The following is a 19,676-nucleotide window of genomic DNA, read 5'->3' as shown; positions in this document are numbered from 1 at the left end:
TTGATAATTAATTAAATAAAATTTTAAGACCTGATATCAACCTAATCAGGAAGGTTTGCGGAGGATGTTTTCTTATATGAATTAACATAATATTTTGTTTAGCATAACTATAAGTTTATATATGACTATGATATTTGATAATATTTATTCATAGAACATAAAACTAATGCTGATGTAAATCAATTCATTTTTCTATAAACATTCTAAACCAAACCTTTTATTATGAAACGCCATTACAAACCGGCCTTTGCTGCTTTTATTCAAAAAGCATTTACCTCAATTGCGCTTATTATCGCCTCTGCTACATTCGCCTCTGCTCAAAACTGCCATACCAATACTATTAATATCAGCACAGGTATAGATCCCGCTACAGGAGCCGCGCTTCCCGGCGGCAGTCCGGATCCGGCCTGGAAGGTAATAGACCGTTCACCGGACCTGAATATTGCAGTACCATCATTGGGTCCGACACCTACCCCTGCCGTTGTTAACACCAATACCTGGAATATTCAGTCCGCTCCGCCACCCAATAATTCAATTCCCAGCGAGTGGATCACCTTTTATAATCCTACTACCTGGTACACTCCCGATTCAGGCGGCGTTTACTGGTTTACGCTGGAACGGGAATTCGTTCTTTGTGACAGCACCACCCTTATTATAAACCCGCTCGACTGGGCGCGTGATAACTATATATCCGATTTTCGTATCGTATTAAAACCCTCTGCAATAGTCCATACGCTGGCTCCTGATGATCCTCCTGTCACTATTCCGTCCTCCTGGACCAACTGGAGTTCTATAACAGGTATATCACTCCTTTCAATGCCACCGGGTACATATGCCATACAGGTTACCGTACACGACTTTCCAAGTCCTAACCCCAATCCGCATGGCTTTCACCTGCGCGGTACTCTTTCCTCTACAAACAATGCTTTTTTGAAACCGGGCTATACCAGTTGCGATTGTACAGACAGTACCGTAGGCTGCCACCTTGCAGATCCAGGTTCGGGATACACCGTAATAGATGCTTCTTCTACCATTATCAGTTCAAGTCAGGTATGGGGCAGCAAGGTTTTTGTTACGGGAGGTAACCTTATTGTAGAAGGTAATAATACCATATTGGATGCAACTAATTCCGATGTTGTATTTGACGAATGTTCCGGCCTCGAAATAAGGAATGGCGCTTTATTAAGGGCAAACAATTCTGTTTTCAGGCCATGTATCATTAACAATGCATGGTTAGGTGTAAACATAAAGACGGATGGAAATATTGTGGAAGAATGTACTTTTAAAAATGCGCTTGTTGCATTGGAGCTAACCGATACGGGAACTGCCAAGATTCATAATAACCTGTTCCTGAATGACAATAAAGGCATACGGATAGAAGGTGTATATAATTACCCTTATGCCATTACCGGCAACAGGTTTGTGATAGATCGCGATACACCTGTGTTTAGCACCTGTGATTCAAATTATTATTACAGAAACCTTATCGGCATAGAAAGTATCAATTCTTCCCATCTTGAAAATATATCCCAGAACAGCTTTGTATCCAGTAATATTAATAACCCCAATACGCCTCCATACAGTACTTACAGGGGTATTTATCTTGAAAATTCTTATGCTAACATCACCGCCAATACTTTTACCAATATGTATAGGTCAATTGATGTGGTTGCCAATACGGGTGTTTGCGATATTGAGAATAATAAAATGGAGGTAAATGAACAAACCTACGGTTCAGATGCGCAGATAGCCGTTTCAAACGGCTATGCGCCTGTTACTATATTCAACAATGAAATAAGCGACCTGGCAAATAATCTTTCATATAGCCATTATGCATTTGCAGCAATTTATGCCGAAAGCCAACAATATTTAAATGTCAGGAACAATACGATCAAAGGTTTTGACGACGGCATAAGTTTAGATTATGTGAACAATTCTATTGTTGCAGAAAACAATATCATAGACTCAAGGTATATGGGCATATACAATGCTTACTGTTATAACCTGAATATTAACTGCAATGAAATTGACCTCGATTTTGACAATTATTATCCCGGAACCAACTATGGCATTTATGCTCATGCTATTGATAACAGCAGCACCATACACAGCAATTGCATACTGGATACGAGAACAGCTATGGAATTCTATTATTGGAGCCCTTTATCATTACCTGTTATCCGTAATAATTTTCTTTTCAATTACGAAGATGCAGGGATTAGTTGTTTCGGTTATTCCGGTTCCACTATTGGTTCTCCAACAGAAAAAGGGTTGAATACCTTCTACCGGAATTTCAACAGCGCTATTGATGTCTACAGCGATGCGTTGGCTATTGATATTTATGATAACTACAATGCCACCAATAATGTAAATGTCATTTCACACGGCGGCAATTACCATTCCACCGCTTCCTGCGCCAAACAGACCGACCTGAGCCAGTACGTGGCTGATCCGAAGCTGGTATGTAATAACTACGATTCATTGTTGTATCCTTTATACCTGCTTAGCGACGGTTCCATGGGCATCCATGCAAACAGCGACTACAAGATACAGGGTAATGTACTTACAGCCATCAATGCCATCAACGCTGTTGCAGGTTCAGGCAGACAAGAGGAAATACAAAAAGCATATAATAGCTATCGCGGCATGGGAACACTAAGCGATAATGAAAAGCTTATGGTGGATTATACCTATGCCCGTGCAACAGGCAATATTACAGGTGCGGCAGCAGTACTCCAAAGTTTCAATCCCTCTGGCAATAACGAAAAAATATGGGCTGTTACAGAGAAAATAAAACTGGATCGTCTGAAGGGCATCACTGTTTCAAAAGCAGAGTTGCAAAGCCTTGCACAGCAATTTACCAAAGACGACAAATGGATAAACCTGCTGCAAGGTATATTGGTGTCTAATAACTTAGCGCCCGACCTGTATTTCAGGCATCCGGATATTACTACTCATATTCTGGACAGGCCTGTTGCATCTGCTAACAGAAACATACAAGTATATCCTAATCCGGCAACAGACCAGTTAAATGTCAAGTTTGACCTGCTTGAAGGTGGCATCCATGAAATGGTGGTTACCGATATAGTTGGTACCACAGTACTAAAATCACATCTTGAATTTGATAAAGGCATTATTACCTTAGATATAAGTTCGCTTTCCGCCGGTGTTTATATAGTTTCTATACCAAACTATTTGGGAAACAAACAAGTGGCAAAGTTTATTAAGAATAAGTAAGGTCGTTTTGAATATACCTGAAGCCTTTCCTCAAAATGAAATAAAGCTCACGCAATAGTGTGAGCTTTATTTTTGTGGTCATTTGAAATCTCAGCATTTCGTCCAAACATAAAAATTAAGATTGATATAGCTTTTAGATTTCAAGTCTTTTTAGTTTTTAAATTAAACATTTTTTGCCTAATTATTCATGGTACTACTTTGGTGGAAGCTGACATTATAAAGAAACGTTTTTCAGCAAGTGGATCTATCTGCTACCAATGCGGTGCAGTAGGGGCATAAGCCCTCGCCCCAAAATCATACACATTCAAATCAAAATTAGATTCCTGTTCCTTAGTCGTCAGCTTGTTGGTTCCATTCTGCATGGGCGTTGTATTCAGCGTTAACCCGTACAGATAATAATGGCATTGAACAGGAAAAATTAATGCGTTGCATCCCCATCATACTTAGATGGTGGATGAGCTGCTCTATAATTTATTTTGTTAATAATATTCTTTGTAAATATGCTATCCACTCTTTTTAAATAAGGCATATCATCATCGCTGTCAACAATTACTTTGGACTTATAATACAACGAATATGATCTTCCTCCTACGACCTCGCGCCTTCTTGAACTCTTAACTTGATATGAATCCAAACCTATTTTATTAATTAAATTTCCCCAAAAGCTTGTTGACAATTTGCAAGAATAACCATCGTATTTTTTGAAGGCAAACGTGTCATAGTTCATGCTAAAACTCTCTGCAATATTTTTAGGGGTAATTTCATTTATCTTAATAAATATTGTGCTATCACATTTGTAGGCAGCTAAGCTCCAACTGGTATCACTATTATTTCCAAACTTATAAAAGACAAGAACTAAATTTTCAGGATTCCCACCTGTAGGGGAAAATGACAAATTACCATCATGTCTGAAAAGAGACTCTCTGTCAATTAGATTGTCATTTTTTATAGGTATTTTAGATTCGTTATTGTTTGCTAAACTATCCTTAGGTGAGCTATGTCGAATTTCGCTTGTATTATTACAGCCAAAAGATAAAATAATAAATACAGAAATCAGAATTATTTGATTTTTCACGTTTCTTAATTTTTTAGGAATTTATAATGATAGTAACTTTTTATAGAAGGAATACTGTAATACTTTTCTGCCAACTGGTCAATTGAATTCCACCTTCCGATTGTCATATTAAAGTTCCTCGCTCCAAAATCATACACATTCAAATCAAAGTTAGATTCCAGTTCTTTAGTAGTAAGCTTATATGGTTGCGGATTGGCTCCATTCTGCACCGGCGTTGTATTCAACGTTAACCCGAATGGATAATGATGATCCTCCTCCAACACTTCGCTTTGATAATTCTCTACATTCAGGTTGTAAAACCATACATCCTTGCCTATGCTCTGGTTGTCGATGCACATCGGCAAATATTTAAACAACCGAACATTACAAAAATGTCCGGCTGCTTTTTGTTATAATAAATTCTGTGAACGTTCTGCCGGATTTATGATACCATTTTTAAGTAACGTCAATTCTGAAACATTACTCATTACACAATATTGAACGGCCGGAACGCTCGCACAAGCGGGGGACAGTTATGTTTGATATCGTACTCTAAGTACAGGAAAACTCACCACGCAACCCAAAAATGATTGGGGCCAGTTAAGTATAAAGCTTCTGGTCCATCATAAGCTTCATCTCGCATATCTACAATTAGATTATAACTATTGTCAAAAATTAGCTCTGCTTTTTCATCGCTTTCTTCCACGGCAACAATTTTTAAGCCCTTTACATCGGCAAAATCCTTTTCAGATGGCAATATTGTAATTGGATTATAAATGTTTAAAGTATAATCATCAATATATAATTGAAATGTTAATTCAGTTTTTATATTATCGGGGTCATCTTTATCTATTTTTCTTGCAATAACAGTACTTGTCGTTATCACAGTATTTGTTACAGTCTTGCCAATTAATCGTTGTAGATAAGTTTGTAATTCCATTATTAATTATATATTAATAATCGCGTTGAGGTGGATTTACTTGGCATGCACCTCATGGTACATGTGCTTCCTGCTTTGATACAGCCTTGTGTATTTTCATATTGTTCCAGCCCAAAATGTTTCTCCAATTCAATACCCTGATACTTGTACGGTTGTCTTGTCAGCAAATTATTGGGCGTGGTGTTTAAACATAGTCCATACGGATAATAATGATCCTCATTATACAACATTTGGACTAATAATACATCTTGAATGTCATGTATCTATTCGTGCCTGAAATTTCAACCGATATCAAATAATAATGTTCTGCCTTTTCAAGTATCTGATACCTGTATTTATCTCCGGGTTTGCTATAGCCTTTTCTCGTAACATTATTACTTTCGATAAACTCTATATCAAACTCGCAGTCGGTTACCCAATTAAATTTCAATTTTGAATAAGAGCCATCTTTAAATTTGTCAATCCAAAATCCATTTTCAATAGAGAGGTTAACAGTATCTCCACTTGCTTCTATGTACTGATATTTTTTATAGTCAAGAAAATGGATACAAGCTTTCTTGCCCAACTTAGTTTTAGGCTTTTCTGCAACTTCTTGCCAATCGCCCTTAGGAGAATATCTTCTATTGATGATATCTTTAAATTCCCAACAGTTTCTTTGAAGTCTAAAATAAATGGCATCAGATATTCCTTCTCGTTTGTCACTTGGATAGTTGGATAGAAAGGGGGTTAGATGTTTTTGATAAACAAAAACTATGATTGCAGAATCAGACATTTTCTTTGTTTTCTTGACTGTTTTGCATATTTCGCTCACTAAAGAATCTTTTTCTTTGTCAGTTTGTCCAAAAGAAGTTGAACTCAAAATTGATATTGAAACTACTAAAGCTATTCTTTTCATTGGTATATTTTTTTTAATGAGCGGCAAGATTGAAATCCGTTTATTTCCGCCATTTCCAATATGACCTATTAATAATAAAATAGTAAATCAACAATAAAAAAACTCGCCAATCAACCGGTGGAAGTACAATTCCTGCTATTTTCACGCTTGAGTTAACTGTAGTGACAAATAATGGAGTAAGATTAATTGTGGCAAGTACTAGGAAAATACCTGTCAATATTATCCCATATCTGAATTTTAGAAAATAAACAATCATGTTTATTCCAAATGCCAAGGCTATATATTTAATAGTCGATGCATAATGATAAACACTTAACATTTCATACCAAGAACATACCAAAATGACACCAATTGCCACAAACGGCGTTAGTGCTAAAAACTTTCTTTTATCCATATTGCTATAAATATTATTGTTGTCCAAAGTTTACAAATACGGAGTTAGTAATACTTTGCTTTCCTTGTGTATATTCTATTCCCATCCCCATTTGAAAACCTACGTTTTTTCCATCCGAAGTAGCTGTTGCCGTTGCATTTACAGTTGTTGTCTTTGTCCCTGCAGAAGCACTTACCCCTACTTCCGTTTTTCCATCTGAACTTGTAGAAAGATTCCCTCCGACAACAATTCCTCCACGAGTATTCACGGAGCCTTCAGCGCTAACAGTCGTCGTTCCTTCCTGATTAACCGATGTTGATATGCTTCCGGTTCCCAAGGACGTTTTCACTTCGACTTGTGTTACAACAGCCGCCTCGGACTCTGTTTTCGTAGTAAAAAGTGGCGCCGTGTTCCCTTGATTGGTATTACCCGTCATGATAAAGTTAATCGTTTCCCCAAAGTTGGGCCGTACCGTTTTGGTGAAAGTTGCAACTGTTGATGTATTAGGTCCAATATCTGTTTTGACCTCTGTCTCAGCACTAAAAGTAAGAAGATTATCAATTGAGTTGGCCAAGCTTTGAAAACTAGCTTTTACCTCTCTCCATGCTGCATCATTAATAAGTTGCGCTTCTAGCCCTTCCAACTCTACTGCATTAACAACCTTATTTTCACTAAAAGCATACGTACTGTTGTAAACATATTTTTCAGAAAGAGGATCTATCTGCCAAAATCTTCCAATCTGCGGATCATGTTCCTATACTTAAAGCTGTATATGTTAATCCCAAAATCATCTTCATGTCTTTGGTTCTGGAATTTAAAATCATTCAGACTAATACCTGTCTGCATGGGAGTCATATTCATCGTCAGCCCGAACGGATAATGATGATCCTCCTCCAACACTTCGCTTTGATAATTCTCTACATTCAGGTTGTAAAATCATACATCCTTGCCTATGCTCTGGTTGTCGATGCACATCGGCAAATATTTAAACAACCGAACATTACAAAAATGTCCGGCTGCTTTTTGTTAAAACAAACGCTGAAGGTTACCGGATGGGATGAATAATTATATCCGTTTTTTTATTTGTGAAGTTACTTTGGTAGTATTGAAAATAAGGATTTTATGATACCATTTTTAAGTAACCTTAATGTGAAGCATTACATGATAATTTAGTCTTTCAAGTAAAAAATTGCTGGAGGCAGATGATATATTCTTCCAAGTTTGATCGTAATGTCTAATATGAAAAAATTTGAAGAACCAAATATATATTTACTCAAGTCATCAGGGATCTCATCTTCTTTTGGCAACGCTATTTTAAACTTTTTGAGATCTCCGTCATCAAGGTATAAAATATTTGCTTCTACAATTGGAATTCCTAAAGATAATTCAGTGTTGTATAAATTAACAGAAAACCATCGGTTCTTGAGTTCACTCCTATTCAATGTGTCACCACTTTCCTTGGTGCCAAATTCAACAGTAAAAGTAGGATCTACAAACCTAAGTTTCTTTTCAAAAATCAAACCTGTATCTTTTCCGATTACTTTATATGCTTTCAATATTCCAAAAGGATTCTTGTACTCATACAATGTAAAATCATTGTCGTTTTTATGCAATGGGATATCATTATACGTCATTAATATCGTATCAGAATTCTCATACTGGAAAGTATAAGGGAAACACTTTAAATATTGGCCATTTGCAAATACATTGGTGCACTTTATATTTTGTGCGTCGACAATACTATACGTTGCACATAACAATAAAAATAAGAAGTATTTCATATGTTAACCTATATATTAGTTCTGGCAAGATCATATCAGCTACTACTTTTAAGTCAACTTCGGCATGGTTGGCTTTAGAAATAATAAACGATTGTAAATAGTTAATCGTTTACATAAAAAACAACAGGCGGCAAATGGTTAATCCATCCAAACTTAATGGTGACATCCAGTATAAAGAAACTTGAATTGGAATCGACTACATACCTAATAAAATCATAAGGAAGGTCGTATTCTGTCGGAGTTCCTAATTTAACTTTTTTAAGTTCCCCATTTTCTGGGTATAATAAATAGGCCTCTTCAATCGGAATACTAAATGACATCTCATTATTAAGTAGATAAACTGAAAACCACTTATTTTTAAATTCATCTCTACTTATTGTATCACCACTCTGATGTCCCGCGAATTCAATAGTAAAGGTAGGATCCACAAATCTTAGTTTCTTTTCAAAAAATAAGGCTGTGTCTTTTTGAGTTACATTATACGCTTTTAGCATTCCAAAAGAATTCTTTCTTTCATAAAATACAAATCCATCTCCATACCGTTGAAGAGGAGCATCGTTATACGTCATCAATATTGAATCAGGATTTTCGAAATAAAATGTATACGGGAAAAATTTTAGAAAGTGTCCATTTGGAAACACGCTAATACATTTGTCATCTTGTGCATTTGCAAAAATGGCCGTTACAGTTAAAAGAACAATCAATAAATGTTTCATAATACTATCCTTTAATACTAGGGTCTGGTGAATCAGGAACTTTAATGTCGAATTTGTTTTGATTTTGCACATCAATCATGATTTGTTGAATCCAGAAATACGCATCGGTTTTACCGGGTTCTGGTATAAATCCGTTAAAGATTTCCTTTTGGGCGTGTTGATTACCATATCTTTTTTCCGTTTCTTTCCCGTTTGCATCCAAAGCTGGCTCATCGTCAGGCCCAAAGTCTTCCATATATTCATTAATCAAGATACTAACTAGATTTACCAATGCTACCTTTTTTGCAAGGGGGCTTTTAGCATTTTCTAAAGCCATAAAAAGTCTTTCATTCAATTGAATAGGCGTTCTGTATGACGTTCCATCATCGTTTTCATTATAACCAAAATTCAGTTCGCCGTCTCCAGGATCTCCATTTCCTGATCTTCCGGGTGCCATATTAAGTACAATTTCAGGCCCATTACCAAAAGAAAATGCATTTTTGATTTCCCCTTTAGTAAGTTTCATATTTCTCGCATTGTATTTGCTATAGGGGATATTGGCATATGTAGTGTTGTTAACCATCGCATTTAAATTTCTGTCGCTTGCGACAACCTCCATAATATTACCACCCTTAGTAATGTCCGTTTGTGTAAGGTATTTATAGGCTGTCGGATAATGTTGCTTAATATAATCTAAAGTAGCTTTGCTGAACTTAAAATTACCCTGAACGTCTATATATTTTACCGGATTATTACCGGCATAACAGTATGGCGATTCTCTGTGCGCTTGTTCCGCAAACGCATCTATTTGATGCCAAACTCCTAATTGGGGATCTTGCATTCTCGCACCATAATCATACATTTCCAAACCAAAATGTTTTTCTAATTCCTTTGTATTGTACTTATACGGTTGTCCTGTCAGCAAGTTATTTGGCGTTGTATTCAGCGTCAACCCGTACGGATAATAATGATCCTCTTCCAATACTTCGCTTTGATAATTCTCCACATTCAGGTTATCAAACCATACATCCTTGCCTATGCTCTGGTTGTCGATGTACACCAGCAGGAATCCATTACCCGGCATCGTAACACCACCATCGGAAATGCCCGTCTGGCCGCTCAGGTCAACGGTATTGCTGCCGCCTGTGCCTATATTCACCCACTGGTTAATACCGTTTACATTTTTCGCCACCTGAAAGCTGCCGCTGTGCGCCATGTCCAGCTCCAGCTTGTCGTTAAACCAAAGATAGTTCAAATGCGCTTTCGGCGCATCAACATCGTTGTTGCTGCCCGTTAAAGTTGCCAGCTGCGATGCAAGGTTGGGATTGCCCAGTGCCTGCTGCATCAAAGACGCATTCCGGGTTTCGCCGAATACCTCACCCGAAGGCGTAGCGCCGCCCATCAAGGTAGCTGCCAGCGATTCTATAAGCGCACTTGTCCCTGTTTCATCGCTTTGCGTATAGTCGCCCTCATAAAAGGCGCTCACATTCATGCGGAACTTGTCGCCCGCCCGGGTCTGCAATACAATGGCAGTGCCTACGCGGTGCTCTTCCTCGCCGCCGTTCAGCCTTGCCGCATACTTATCGTCCGGCGAGGTGCTGCCTCCCTTGATATCGCGCACGCTTGCAACATTGTCAAATATCAGTTCTTCCACATTGGCCGATACCAGCTCATAAGCCGCAAGGTAATCCGCATCAATCGGTTTGGAGGTAATGGTGCTCCTTACATTGCCCAGGTGGTCTTTTACAAAATAATCATAAACAAATTTGGTCAGGTAATCTCCTGTCTGGTTGCCATTGGCATCCTGAACGGCAACCGCCGCCGGCCTTGCCCTGCCTTCTTCGTTGAGTACGTACTGCAATTCATTGTCCTTATATACAAAGCCACTGGTGTAGTCCCATGTTTCCAGTGAAGAGGGTGGAACGGTCTGTCCCGGAGGGATATTGCTGGGCCCGGTGGCAAGCACCCTTTTCTGCAGCCTGTTGCCTGCCGCATCATACACATAGGTAATCTGGCCGCTGTCAACGGTAATAACCTCCGGCTTGTTCAGGTAGTTATAGGTAATGGAAGTGATATGCTTGTTGTCGTCCGTTACCATATTGCCGTTGGCATCATAATGGTACTCCACCGCAGCATTGGCCCCATCCTTAAAGTCAGGCAGGCCCCATCCCGTAGTAGTTGCGGCTGCCACGCCATCCGTTACTTTTATTAATTTATTGCTGTTGGCTTCATAGTTATACGTCAGCTGATCCATCATTAAAGAACCGGAGCCGCCTATGGCAGGCGTTACCATCTGGTTCATCGACTGGATATTGCCGTTAAGGTCATAGGCAATATTGGAAGCTGTATAGTCATAGCCCTGTGTTTTGCTCCAGCCGCTGCCGTCATACTGGTTGAACTCCGCATGGTTCAGCCGGTTCAGGTTGTCATAGCTGTAGCCGTAAGCCCTGCGCTTGTTCCTTTCGCTGCCGCACCAGGTAATGCCGGCTATATTGCCATTGTAAAGTTTGCTTGCAAAGCCCTTGTCATAATAAAGGGCTTCGTCAAAGAGGGTATCGGTATTATAATTGCGGAAGGCGGTATAGTTCAGGAAGCCTCGTATGTTGTAGGCATTCAGGTTGAGCCCTGCCGTGGTCTGCTTTACCACATTCCGGCCCAGGTGGTCGTAGTCGTAAAAAGCAAGCTCGTAGTCTATGCCGTTGTTTATCTTCTGGGTATGCTTCCATACCTGGTCATTGCCGCCGGCAGCGCCGAGGTTCCGCTCAAAGGTATTTTCCAGCCTGTAGTCGGTAAGCAGGTCTATCGCCCCGCCTGCAGGTATAGCCACTGCATTGGGGTTCTGGTGCCTCAATATGTTCTTGTACAGCATGCCCTGGAAGAAGTAGATATTGCTGCTGATGTCAAGGCCGCCCTGCAGGTTCTGGCTCTGGGTCTGTATAAGCCTGTTCTTGTCATCATAATAGTTGACCGATACCAGCCAGTTGTCCCCGTTCGGGTCCGCAGGGTCCATGATGCGTACCTTGCTGCCCGTTGGCAGCCCCCTTGTCACAAGCGATGCATTGTCAGGTGCTGCCACCACCGTATTGTTGGCAGGCAGGATAATGCCTGCAAATTGTGCATTGTCATAAGCAAAATTGGATAAATCGCCCTGCATATAATCGTCGTAATAAGTATAGGTCAATAATTTGCAATAAGGAAGGTTGGATGGGGGATAAACATGAAAAAGGCCATAGTTGCAGCTATAGTAAAAAATGGAATTATTCTGGAATACGCTGCCATCCTGCTCTATGATAGCTACCATTTGTGTCCTCGGTGCGTCAAATTCGGCAGTTCCGGTAGCTGTAGGCCTGTCCAATGCGTCATAAAAGGTAAAAGCCCAGTAATGTTGACCCCTTAAATTACCATCCTGATAGAATACCTGCCGGTCCCTTTTGTCATATACATAATACTCTACTTCTTTGCCGGGTATCTTCTTTTCTACCAGGCGGCTGCGCCCGTCATAAAGGTACTGGTAGCAGAGCCCCGACAGCTGTGCTGCGCTTACGCTCCAGGTATAGGTAAAAGTTCTTGTACTGCCGGATATATTATAGGCCATCGAAGGCTTGCAGGCCTCCGGCGGCATCACCACCCTTTGCCTGCCCAGGTCGTCATACACATAAATGGTATAGGTATAATTGTTGGGGAACATGTTTGCAGGGGCCGATGGTACATAAGGCGGAGCAGTCTGTTTGGTATAAAGGCTGCGCTTTATGATGACCTTGCCCTGCTTGTCCTTTATCTCCTCCGTTACCTTTCCGTCTTCGTCTGTTACTGCCGTTATATACAGTTCCCCTTCCGCATAATTGCCTACGTATTGCGGCAGGTCGCCCATATTATTGCCGATGGTAAAACGGGGGAAAGCGCCTTTGGCAACATAATAAAAAGAGCCCAGCAGATAGGTGCCGTCTGCATTGGTCCTGTAGTCATAAGTTACGCCACGGCTGCCGCCCACCCAGCTTTTGCCGGGGGCCATTTGCTTTACCACCCTGTTCAGCGGTGAGTTGTCAAATTGCGTCATGCCGTAAGGCTGCTCGTCAGCCCCTGCCTGTTCATAGAAGCCTCGCATCTGCGTGCTGTCTTTCAGCTTGATGTTGCCCGGCACATAGCCGAACACGAGCGTACCTGCTGTCGGTGCGGCATAAGGCAGGTATTGGTAGGTCTCGCGGCCCAGGCTGTCATACACATGCACGTTTACAAGGTCGTTGCCCTTGGCATGGCCCCGTTTCACTACGGTTTGTAAAGGCCTGCCCAACCCGTCAAAGTAATCGGTGCTTTGCCTGCGGTAAAAAGAACCCGTCAGCGACTGTACAGGCTGGTCGGGTACAATAGTCCGTATATAATTATACTGGTCATTGTTGTTGTTAAGGTCATGTATGCCCGGGTAAGTAACGGCGCCCGTGGGAAGAGTACTGCCGTCAGGCTTGTTTAACGTAGGCGCCACAGTCTGCGCCTGCGCCTGTATCCCGAGTAAGAAGGCAAGGCAGCATAAGACTGCTATGCGACAGGTAAATCGAAAAAGTTTCTTCATAATCATACTGATTTTATGCTTGTTTGAAGTTGCAGAACTGAGGTCGCGGAGCTTGTAAAAATGCGGTCCGGCTCCGGCCGGTAACGGCAGGCAGCATGGAGGCGGAAAATATTTTTGTATCCTATACGCATACACAGAAACCTTGTTAAAGGGCTTTACAGCCCGTTAAAAAAACAGTTTATCGGGCGTGGTCAGCTCCCGATACTAAAAAACAGCCTTGGAATATTGGTCAGGAGACCCGGAGAAGAAAGGTGACAGGCATTCATTCTTTTGGGTTGCGATAAACAAACACAATGGTTATATATTATCAGCAATAAAGGTAATAATATATTTCTATAGATGAAATTTTTTTTGCTCTTTGTAGCAGGTAGTTAATTTTTTTATTTGAAATATGCAGCTCCATTCAGAAGCAAAAAAAAATCTCAACGTTTTATATGGTTTGCTTTTAAATACCATAGCATGTTTCTGATTTCCGCACTTTGTATCGCTTTTCAGGTAGTATGTACTGCTTTTCAAACAGTATGTTTTCGTTTCAGCTGACAATGTTTCAGGCTCCGGTCTGTTTGTATTCAAAATTAACCGTTATGCTTTTAAGCCGGAGCGCTTTGTTTGTCTCTAATGTCTGTTTGTATGCGTCTTACCTGTTTTGTACAGGTATTTGTTGTTTGTGTTCCGCTTTCCGGATGCTTTGTCTTGCCTTTCAGGCTTTATGTTTCCGCTTCATACCGCTATGCTTCCCTCGTCGGCTGACAATGCTTCCGGTTTTAGCTCAATTATTCAAAAATTATAATGAAACGTACCGAAACAATACTACCTCAAGCTTTACATTTCAATAAAAAATTGCCGGTGAGAGCATAATCCCACCGGCAATTGTCTGTATTAAATTACAGTATTAAGCTCCTATCAAATCAACGCTTCTGTTTACAAAGTCCGTTAAATCAGCGCCCGTAAGCATTCCCTGAGATAACAATGCAAGGTCAAATGCCTGACGCGCAAGGCTTTCCTTTTTAGCAGCATCGCTTTCTTCCAGCATTCTGCGAATCAGTTTATGGTTGCCATTTACAGATACTTTATAATTATCAGGAAGATTGCCGTAAAAGCTCATCATACCGCCACCGCCGGTTTTAGCCATATCTTTCATACGGCGCATAAACTCGTCCATGGTAACAGTTACCGGTAACTCTTCCGGATTCAGACCAATCACATCTACATTCATGGTAGTTTTGTTGATGGCCTTTTCAAACAATTCCTTCACCTCTTTGCTTTGGTCCTCGCTTAATACACTTTCAACCGTAATTTCCTTCGGAATCAGGTTATCTATAATATCGGCATCCACGCGTTTTAATTGCGTCTTTTCCAGTTTCTGTTCCAGCTGGGCAATAAAGTGTGTATCAATCGGATGATTCATTTCCAGAACATCATAATCCTTACGTTCAGCGGCTGCAATAAAAGTATGTTGCTTCGCTGCGTCGTTGCTGTACAGATAAATAACGTTCCCGTCTTTATCCGTCTGCAATTCGCCTACCTTGTCTTTATACTCATTCAAAGTGAAATATTCCTTTTTTACATTTGGCAGCAAGACAAAATCCTTTGCTTTGTCGTGAAATTTCTCTTCGGTAATCATACCGTATTTCACAAACAAACCGATATCAGGCCATTTCTCTTCATAAGCCTTTCTGTCAGCTTTGAATAATTCGCTTAATTTGTCGCCTACTTTTTTCGTAATGTAATTGTTGATTTTCTTCACATTGCCATCGGCCTGCAGGAAGCTGCGGGAAACGTTTAGCGGAATATCAGGACTGTCAATCACACCATGCAATAACATCAGGAATTCAGGAACGATGTCTTTTACCTCATCTGTAATAAATACCTGACGGCTGAACAATTTGATTTTATTGCGTTGTATTTCAAACTCATTTTTAACTTTCGGGAAATACAATACGCCCGTCAGATTAAACGGATAATCCACATTCAGATGAATCCAGAACAACGGCTCTTCGCTCATCGGATATAGTTCGCGGTAGAAGTTAAGATAATCTTCATCTGTCAGTTCAGACGGCGATTTCGTCCAGATAGGCGTTGTGTTGTTGATGATATCGTCAACCGTAATCTCTTTGTATTTTGGTTTTCCTTCTTCATCTTCTCCGTCAGGCTCTCTTTCTGTCTTCGTGCCGAATTTAATAGGCACAGGAAGGAAACGGCAATATTTATCCAGGATGCCACGCAATTTGTGTTCATCTAAAAATTCTTCTGAATCCTCATTGATATGCAGGATAATATCAGTACCTCTTGTTGTACGGTCGCCGTCCGTAATTTCGAATTCCGTACTGCCGTCGCAAGTCCAGCGTGCAGGTTGCGCACCTTCCTGATAAGACAATGTATTCAGTTCTACTTTATGGGCAACCATGAACGCAGAATAGAAGCCCAAACCAAACTTACCTATGATTTCATTGGCATCTTTTGCTTCCTTGAATTTTTCCATGAACTCAGTTGCTCCTGAAAAAGCTACCTGGTTGATGTACTTCTTGATTTCTTCAGCAGTCATACCGATACCGTGGTCGCTGATGGTTAAAGTCTTCTTTTCTTTATCGAAAGAAACTTCTACCATTAAATCACCCAATTCTCCTTTAAATTCACCCAGAGAAGAAAGGCGTTTCACCTTTTGAGTGGCATCAACAGCATTGGAAACCAGTTCACGAAGGAAAATTTCGTGGTCGGAGTATAAAAACTTTTTAATAATCGGAAAGATGTTTTCCGTGTGTATGGATATATTTCCTTTTTCTTGCATAAGGTTTCTGAGTTTTAATGTTTGAACTATCTCTTACTAATGAACAAAGGTTATTCCAAACTCATTATAGTTGCCAAATTGGCATTTTTTGCCTTATAATTCACATGCTTCGTGAATGTTTTGCAGTATTTTTTAATTTGACTGACATAAATTCAAAAGCTTCGGGGTTTTAATCCATCATCAATTTTTGAGTTGTCGTACATCTCAAAGATGTCCGGCAACTCAAAAATATACGACTAATCCATTTCCTAATGAATTGATAACGGCAGCAGATTTTCAGCCTTCGTGTAAACTAATGAACAAGTGTTCAGTCATAGTATCAGCAAAAGGGAAAAGAGAATCCTGGATTATTAATCTTAAATTTTTAGACAGATGAAAAAAGTAATGATCGCCCTGTTTTTATTTACAGGCCTGGCTTTCAGCCAACAAGCAAATGCTCAGTTAAGTGTAAGTATCAATATAGGAAACCAACCTGCATGGGGACCAAGCGGCTATAATCATGCAGACTTTTATTACATCCCATCTATAAACGTTTATTACGACGTCATGCGCAATCAATATGTTTATATGAATGGCAACCGTTGGATTTATGGCGCGCAATTACCTCCGAGATACCGCAACTTTGATTTGTACAGATCTTATAAAGTAGTGGTCAACCGTCCAAATCCATTTATGCAAAACAGGAACGACATTGCCATGTACGGCAGATACCGCAATGTATACAGTCAGCCAATGAACAGAGACTGGAATAACTACAGGAATTATGGCAGAGGCAATAACGGCAACCACAATGGATATGCGAATAATGACAGACATGATAATAACAGAGGAGACAGAAATAACAGAAACGATTGGAACAACAGAAATGACCGTGATGATCATGGTCGCGGACACGGAAGACACTAAGAATGGGTAAATGGTAACAGAAAGCCGGGCTTTTACAGCCCGGCTTTCTTTGTGTAAGACAGATAACACAGAGGCATTAATTGACTTATATCCATGTCGTAATGAGGTAAAAAAGTGGTAAATTTGTAAGAGACAATCAGGCGTTTTTAATAAAGCCTTTTTGATAATACCCATCTCCGAATATTTCTAAAACCATTTTGAAATGAAATCTGAAATATTAGTTTATACCGCCTTTACAGACACTTCAAGAAATGCATTGCAATACGCATGTGCATTATGCTCCGAAAGAAATTACGCAATTGTCCTTATCCACAATTTTGATGCGCCGCTTAATTATGCTGCCGATGCACTGGCATTTGGAAGCATTGAAGAAAACATACAGAACACAGAAGAAAAACTTGTTGCAGAAAAGAAATGGGCTACAGATAATTATCCTGAAATCTCCATTATACATCGGCTGACTTACGGCACAAAGGAAAATGCAATAAAGGACCTGATGGAAGAATACAGCCCGGAGTTTTTGATTACAGGCGCACCTGAAAGCCAGGGTGAATTCTGGGGTTGGAACGATAGTTTTATAGATATTCTCCATCTGATTCCTATTCCTGCCTTAATTATACCCAAAACCGTTTCTTATACGGCTATAACAAATATGGGTTTCGCCTGTGATTATTTCAGTCCGCTGACATCTTCACAACTGGATTTTATAAAGAACCTGATGCAGAATGAAAATATACAATTGCATATTATTCACGTCAACATCCCCAATAAAAAGAACGAACATCAAAGGCTGTTGCACAAACAACAACTGGAACAGGACCTTGCCGAATACACTCCGATTTATGTATCTATTGAAAATTCAGATGTAGTCGCCACCATTATAAATTACGTAAGGGAACACGACATTCAGTTATTGCTTGTCATTCCACGTACGCATGGCATGTGGTACAGCATATTCAATCAAAGGCATACCAAAAGATTGACACGGATAAACAATCTTCCAATTGTTACACTAAAGGAGTGATCCGATGAAATAGATTTTTGAGATTGGAGAAAATCTTTTAAACAAAATTCCGCTCGATAGGAGCGGAATTTTTATTTGGGAGCATCTCCCTTCTTGTGGATATGTGTTTTGTTCTGATGATTGCCGGGCTTCTTACCTTTAAACTTATTCTTATTGGTAGGATGATGCTTATGTCCGCCCGAACTAATGACTTTATAAACAGGGCCTTCTCCAAAACCTTCCGGCAAAGGCACCTGCTCCAGTTGGCGTTCAATTAATTTCTCAATAGCAGAAAAACGGCGCATGTCTTTTTCATTCACAAAAGTAATGGCCGTTCCCGTGTTTTCCGCTCTGGCAGTACGACCGATGCGATGCACATAGTCTTCAGGGTCGGGTGGGACATCATAATTCAATACCAGATCAATACCTTCTACATGAATACCTCTTGACAAGACATCCGTCCCTACAAGCACATTGATTTTCTGATTCTTGAAATCAAGCATCAAAGCTTCTCTTTCTTCTTGAACCAAATCGGAGTGAAAGGCTTTGGCATTGATTTTGGAACGGCGTAATTCGCCTTCCAGCCGCTTTACATTCTCCTTGCTTGAAGAAAAAATAATAACAGATTTATAATTGCCCGTCTTTAAAATTTCAAGTACAAGTTTATGCTTCTGTTCATTATGCGCTAAATATATCAATTGCCTGATACCTGCTGCAGGTTTGGATATAGCAATAGTGATTTCCTCGGGTTTATTCTGTATCTGTGCTGTCAGCTTACGTATGCGGGGTGGCATAGTGGCGCTGAAACACAATGTCTGCCTGTCTTTTGGAAGGGCGGTTACTATTTTAATGATATCGTCATAAAAACCCATGTCCAGCATGCGATCGGCCTCATCCAGCACAAGGTGTTTTATATGCGAAAAATCCATGCCACCCATCTGCATTTGAGCTATCAATCTTCCCGGCGTTGCAATAATGATATCTGTTCCTTTGGTAAGAGCCTGTTTTTGCTGCACCCAGCTATGGCCGCTGCCGCCGCCATAAACCGCAATGGATTTTACATTCAGGTAATAACCCATAGCTTCCACCTGTTGGTCTATCTGAATAGCCAGTTCGCGTGTAGGAACCAGAATAAGCGTATTGATGCCGTCTGCAGGCATGTTCATGATTTTATGCAACAAAGGCAGCATGAATGCGGCCGTCTTTCCCGTGCCGGTTTGTGCACAGGCAATCAAATCTTTATTTTCTAAAATAAGCGGAATAGCTTGTTCCTGAATAGGAGTCGGTGTTTTGTAACCCATGGCATGAATGCCATCTAACACATCATCATCTAAATTAAAATCGTCGAATATCAATGTAAACTAAATATTGTTTTTAATAAGGATTGCTTTATTGCAACCTGTTTTATTGTGGTCAAAGGTACAAAAACTAAATGCG

Annotated in this window: 14 protein-coding genes; 3 read left to right on the top strand and 11 right to left on the bottom strand. The window is 40.1% G+C overall.

What is annotated here, in order from left to right; all coding sequences use genetic code 11:
- Window positions 1–222: 222 nt before the first annotated feature.
- Complete coding sequence (locus F0919_RS01950; RefSeq protein WP_150031024.1) at window positions 223–3,237, top strand: right-handed parallel beta-helix repeat-containing protein; 3,015 nt, start codon at window positions 223–225, stop codon at window positions 3,235–3,237.
- A 418-nt stretch (window positions 3,238–3,655) separates the two neighbouring features.
- Here F0919_RS01950 and F0919_RS01945 read toward each other — a convergent pair whose 3' ends face one another.
- From F0919_RS01945 to htpG, 10 genes are all read right to left on the bottom strand, one after another.
- Window positions 3,656–4,312 carry a hypothetical protein gene (locus tag F0919_RS01945; RefSeq protein ID WP_150031023.1) on the bottom strand — a complete coding sequence of 219 codons (657 nt, stop codon included), beginning with the start codon at window positions 4,310–4,312 and terminating at the stop codon, window positions 3,656–3,658.
- 5 nt (window positions 4,313–4,317) lie between these two features.
- A complete protein-coding gene (locus tag F0919_RS01940; RefSeq protein WP_150031022.1) occupies window positions 4,318–4,650 on the bottom strand; it encodes a hypothetical protein in 333 nt (110 codons plus the stop codon).
- Window positions 4,651–4,859: 209 nt separating this feature from the next.
- Window positions 4,860–5,231, bottom strand: coding sequence for a hypothetical protein (locus tag F0919_RS01935; RefSeq protein WP_150031021.1), 372 nt, complete (start codon window positions 5,229–5,231; stop codon window positions 4,860–4,862).
- A 235-nt stretch (window positions 5,232–5,466) separates the two neighbouring features.
- Window positions 5,467–6,126 (bottom strand): hypothetical protein, encoded by a 660-nt coding sequence (locus F0919_RS01930; RefSeq protein ID WP_150031020.1) that lies wholly within the window; start codon window positions 6,124–6,126, stop codon window positions 5,467–5,469.
- Window positions 6,127–6,166: 40 nt separating this feature from the next.
- Window positions 6,167–6,520, bottom strand: coding sequence for a hypothetical protein (locus tag F0919_RS01925; protein WP_150031019.1), 354 nt, complete (start codon window positions 6,518–6,520; stop codon window positions 6,167–6,169).
- Window positions 6,521–6,533: 13 nt separating this feature from the next.
- Window positions 6,534–7,142, bottom strand: coding sequence for a hypothetical protein (locus tag F0919_RS01920; RefSeq protein WP_150031018.1), 609 nt, complete (start codon window positions 7,140–7,142; stop codon window positions 6,534–6,536).
- A gap of 526 nt (window positions 7,143–7,668) precedes the next feature.
- Entirely contained in the window at window positions 7,669–8,133 is a 465-nt protein-coding gene (locus tag F0919_RS01915; RefSeq protein ID WP_150031017.1) for a hypothetical protein, read from the bottom strand.
- 248 nt (window positions 8,134–8,381) lie between these two features.
- Window positions 8,382–8,996: a hypothetical protein gene (locus F0919_RS01910; protein ID WP_150031016.1), complete on the bottom strand. Its 615-nt coding sequence runs from the start codon at window positions 8,994–8,996 to the stop codon at window positions 8,382–8,384.
- A gap of 4 nt (window positions 8,997–9,000) precedes the next feature.
- Window positions 9,001–13,542, bottom strand: coding sequence for a DUF6443 domain-containing protein (locus F0919_RS01905; RefSeq protein ID WP_190277229.1), 4,542 nt, complete (start codon window positions 13,540–13,542; stop codon window positions 9,001–9,003).
- Between the two features lie 892 nt (window positions 13,543–14,434).
- A complete protein-coding gene (gene htpG / locus F0919_RS01900; RefSeq protein ID WP_150031014.1) occupies window positions 14,435–16,330 on the bottom strand; it encodes a molecular chaperone HtpG in 1,896 nt (631 codons plus the stop codon).
- Window positions 16,331–16,702: 372 nt separating this feature from the next.
- Here htpG and F0919_RS01895 point away from each other — a divergent pair, with 372 nt between their 5' ends.
- Window positions 16,703–17,236 carry a hypothetical protein gene (locus tag F0919_RS01895; RefSeq protein ID WP_150031013.1) on the top strand — a complete coding sequence of 178 codons (534 nt, stop codon included), beginning with the start codon at window positions 16,703–16,705 and terminating at the stop codon, window positions 17,234–17,236.
- A 202-nt stretch (window positions 17,237–17,438) separates the two neighbouring features.
- A complete protein-coding gene (locus tag F0919_RS01890) occupies window positions 17,439–18,260 on the top strand; it encodes a universal stress protein (RefSeq protein ID WP_150031012.1) in 822 nt (273 codons plus the stop codon).
- 71 nt (window positions 18,261–18,331) lie between these two features.
- Here the strand turns inward: F0919_RS01890 and F0919_RS01885 are convergent, their stop codons facing one another.
- Complete coding sequence (locus tag F0919_RS01885) at window positions 18,332–19,594, bottom strand: DEAD/DEAH box helicase (protein ID WP_216629352.1); 1,263 nt, start codon at window positions 19,592–19,594, stop codon at window positions 18,332–18,334.
- Window positions 19,595–19,676: the final 82 nt, after the last annotated feature.

The organism is Taibaiella lutea (assembly GCF_008629695.1).
In the GTDB taxonomy this organism is placed as follows: domain Bacteria; phylum Bacteroidota; class Bacteroidia; order Chitinophagales; family Chitinophagaceae; genus Taibaiella; species Taibaiella lutea.
Note: the sequence above shows the minus strand (reverse complement) of the source record. Positions and strands in the feature narration are given on the sequence as shown.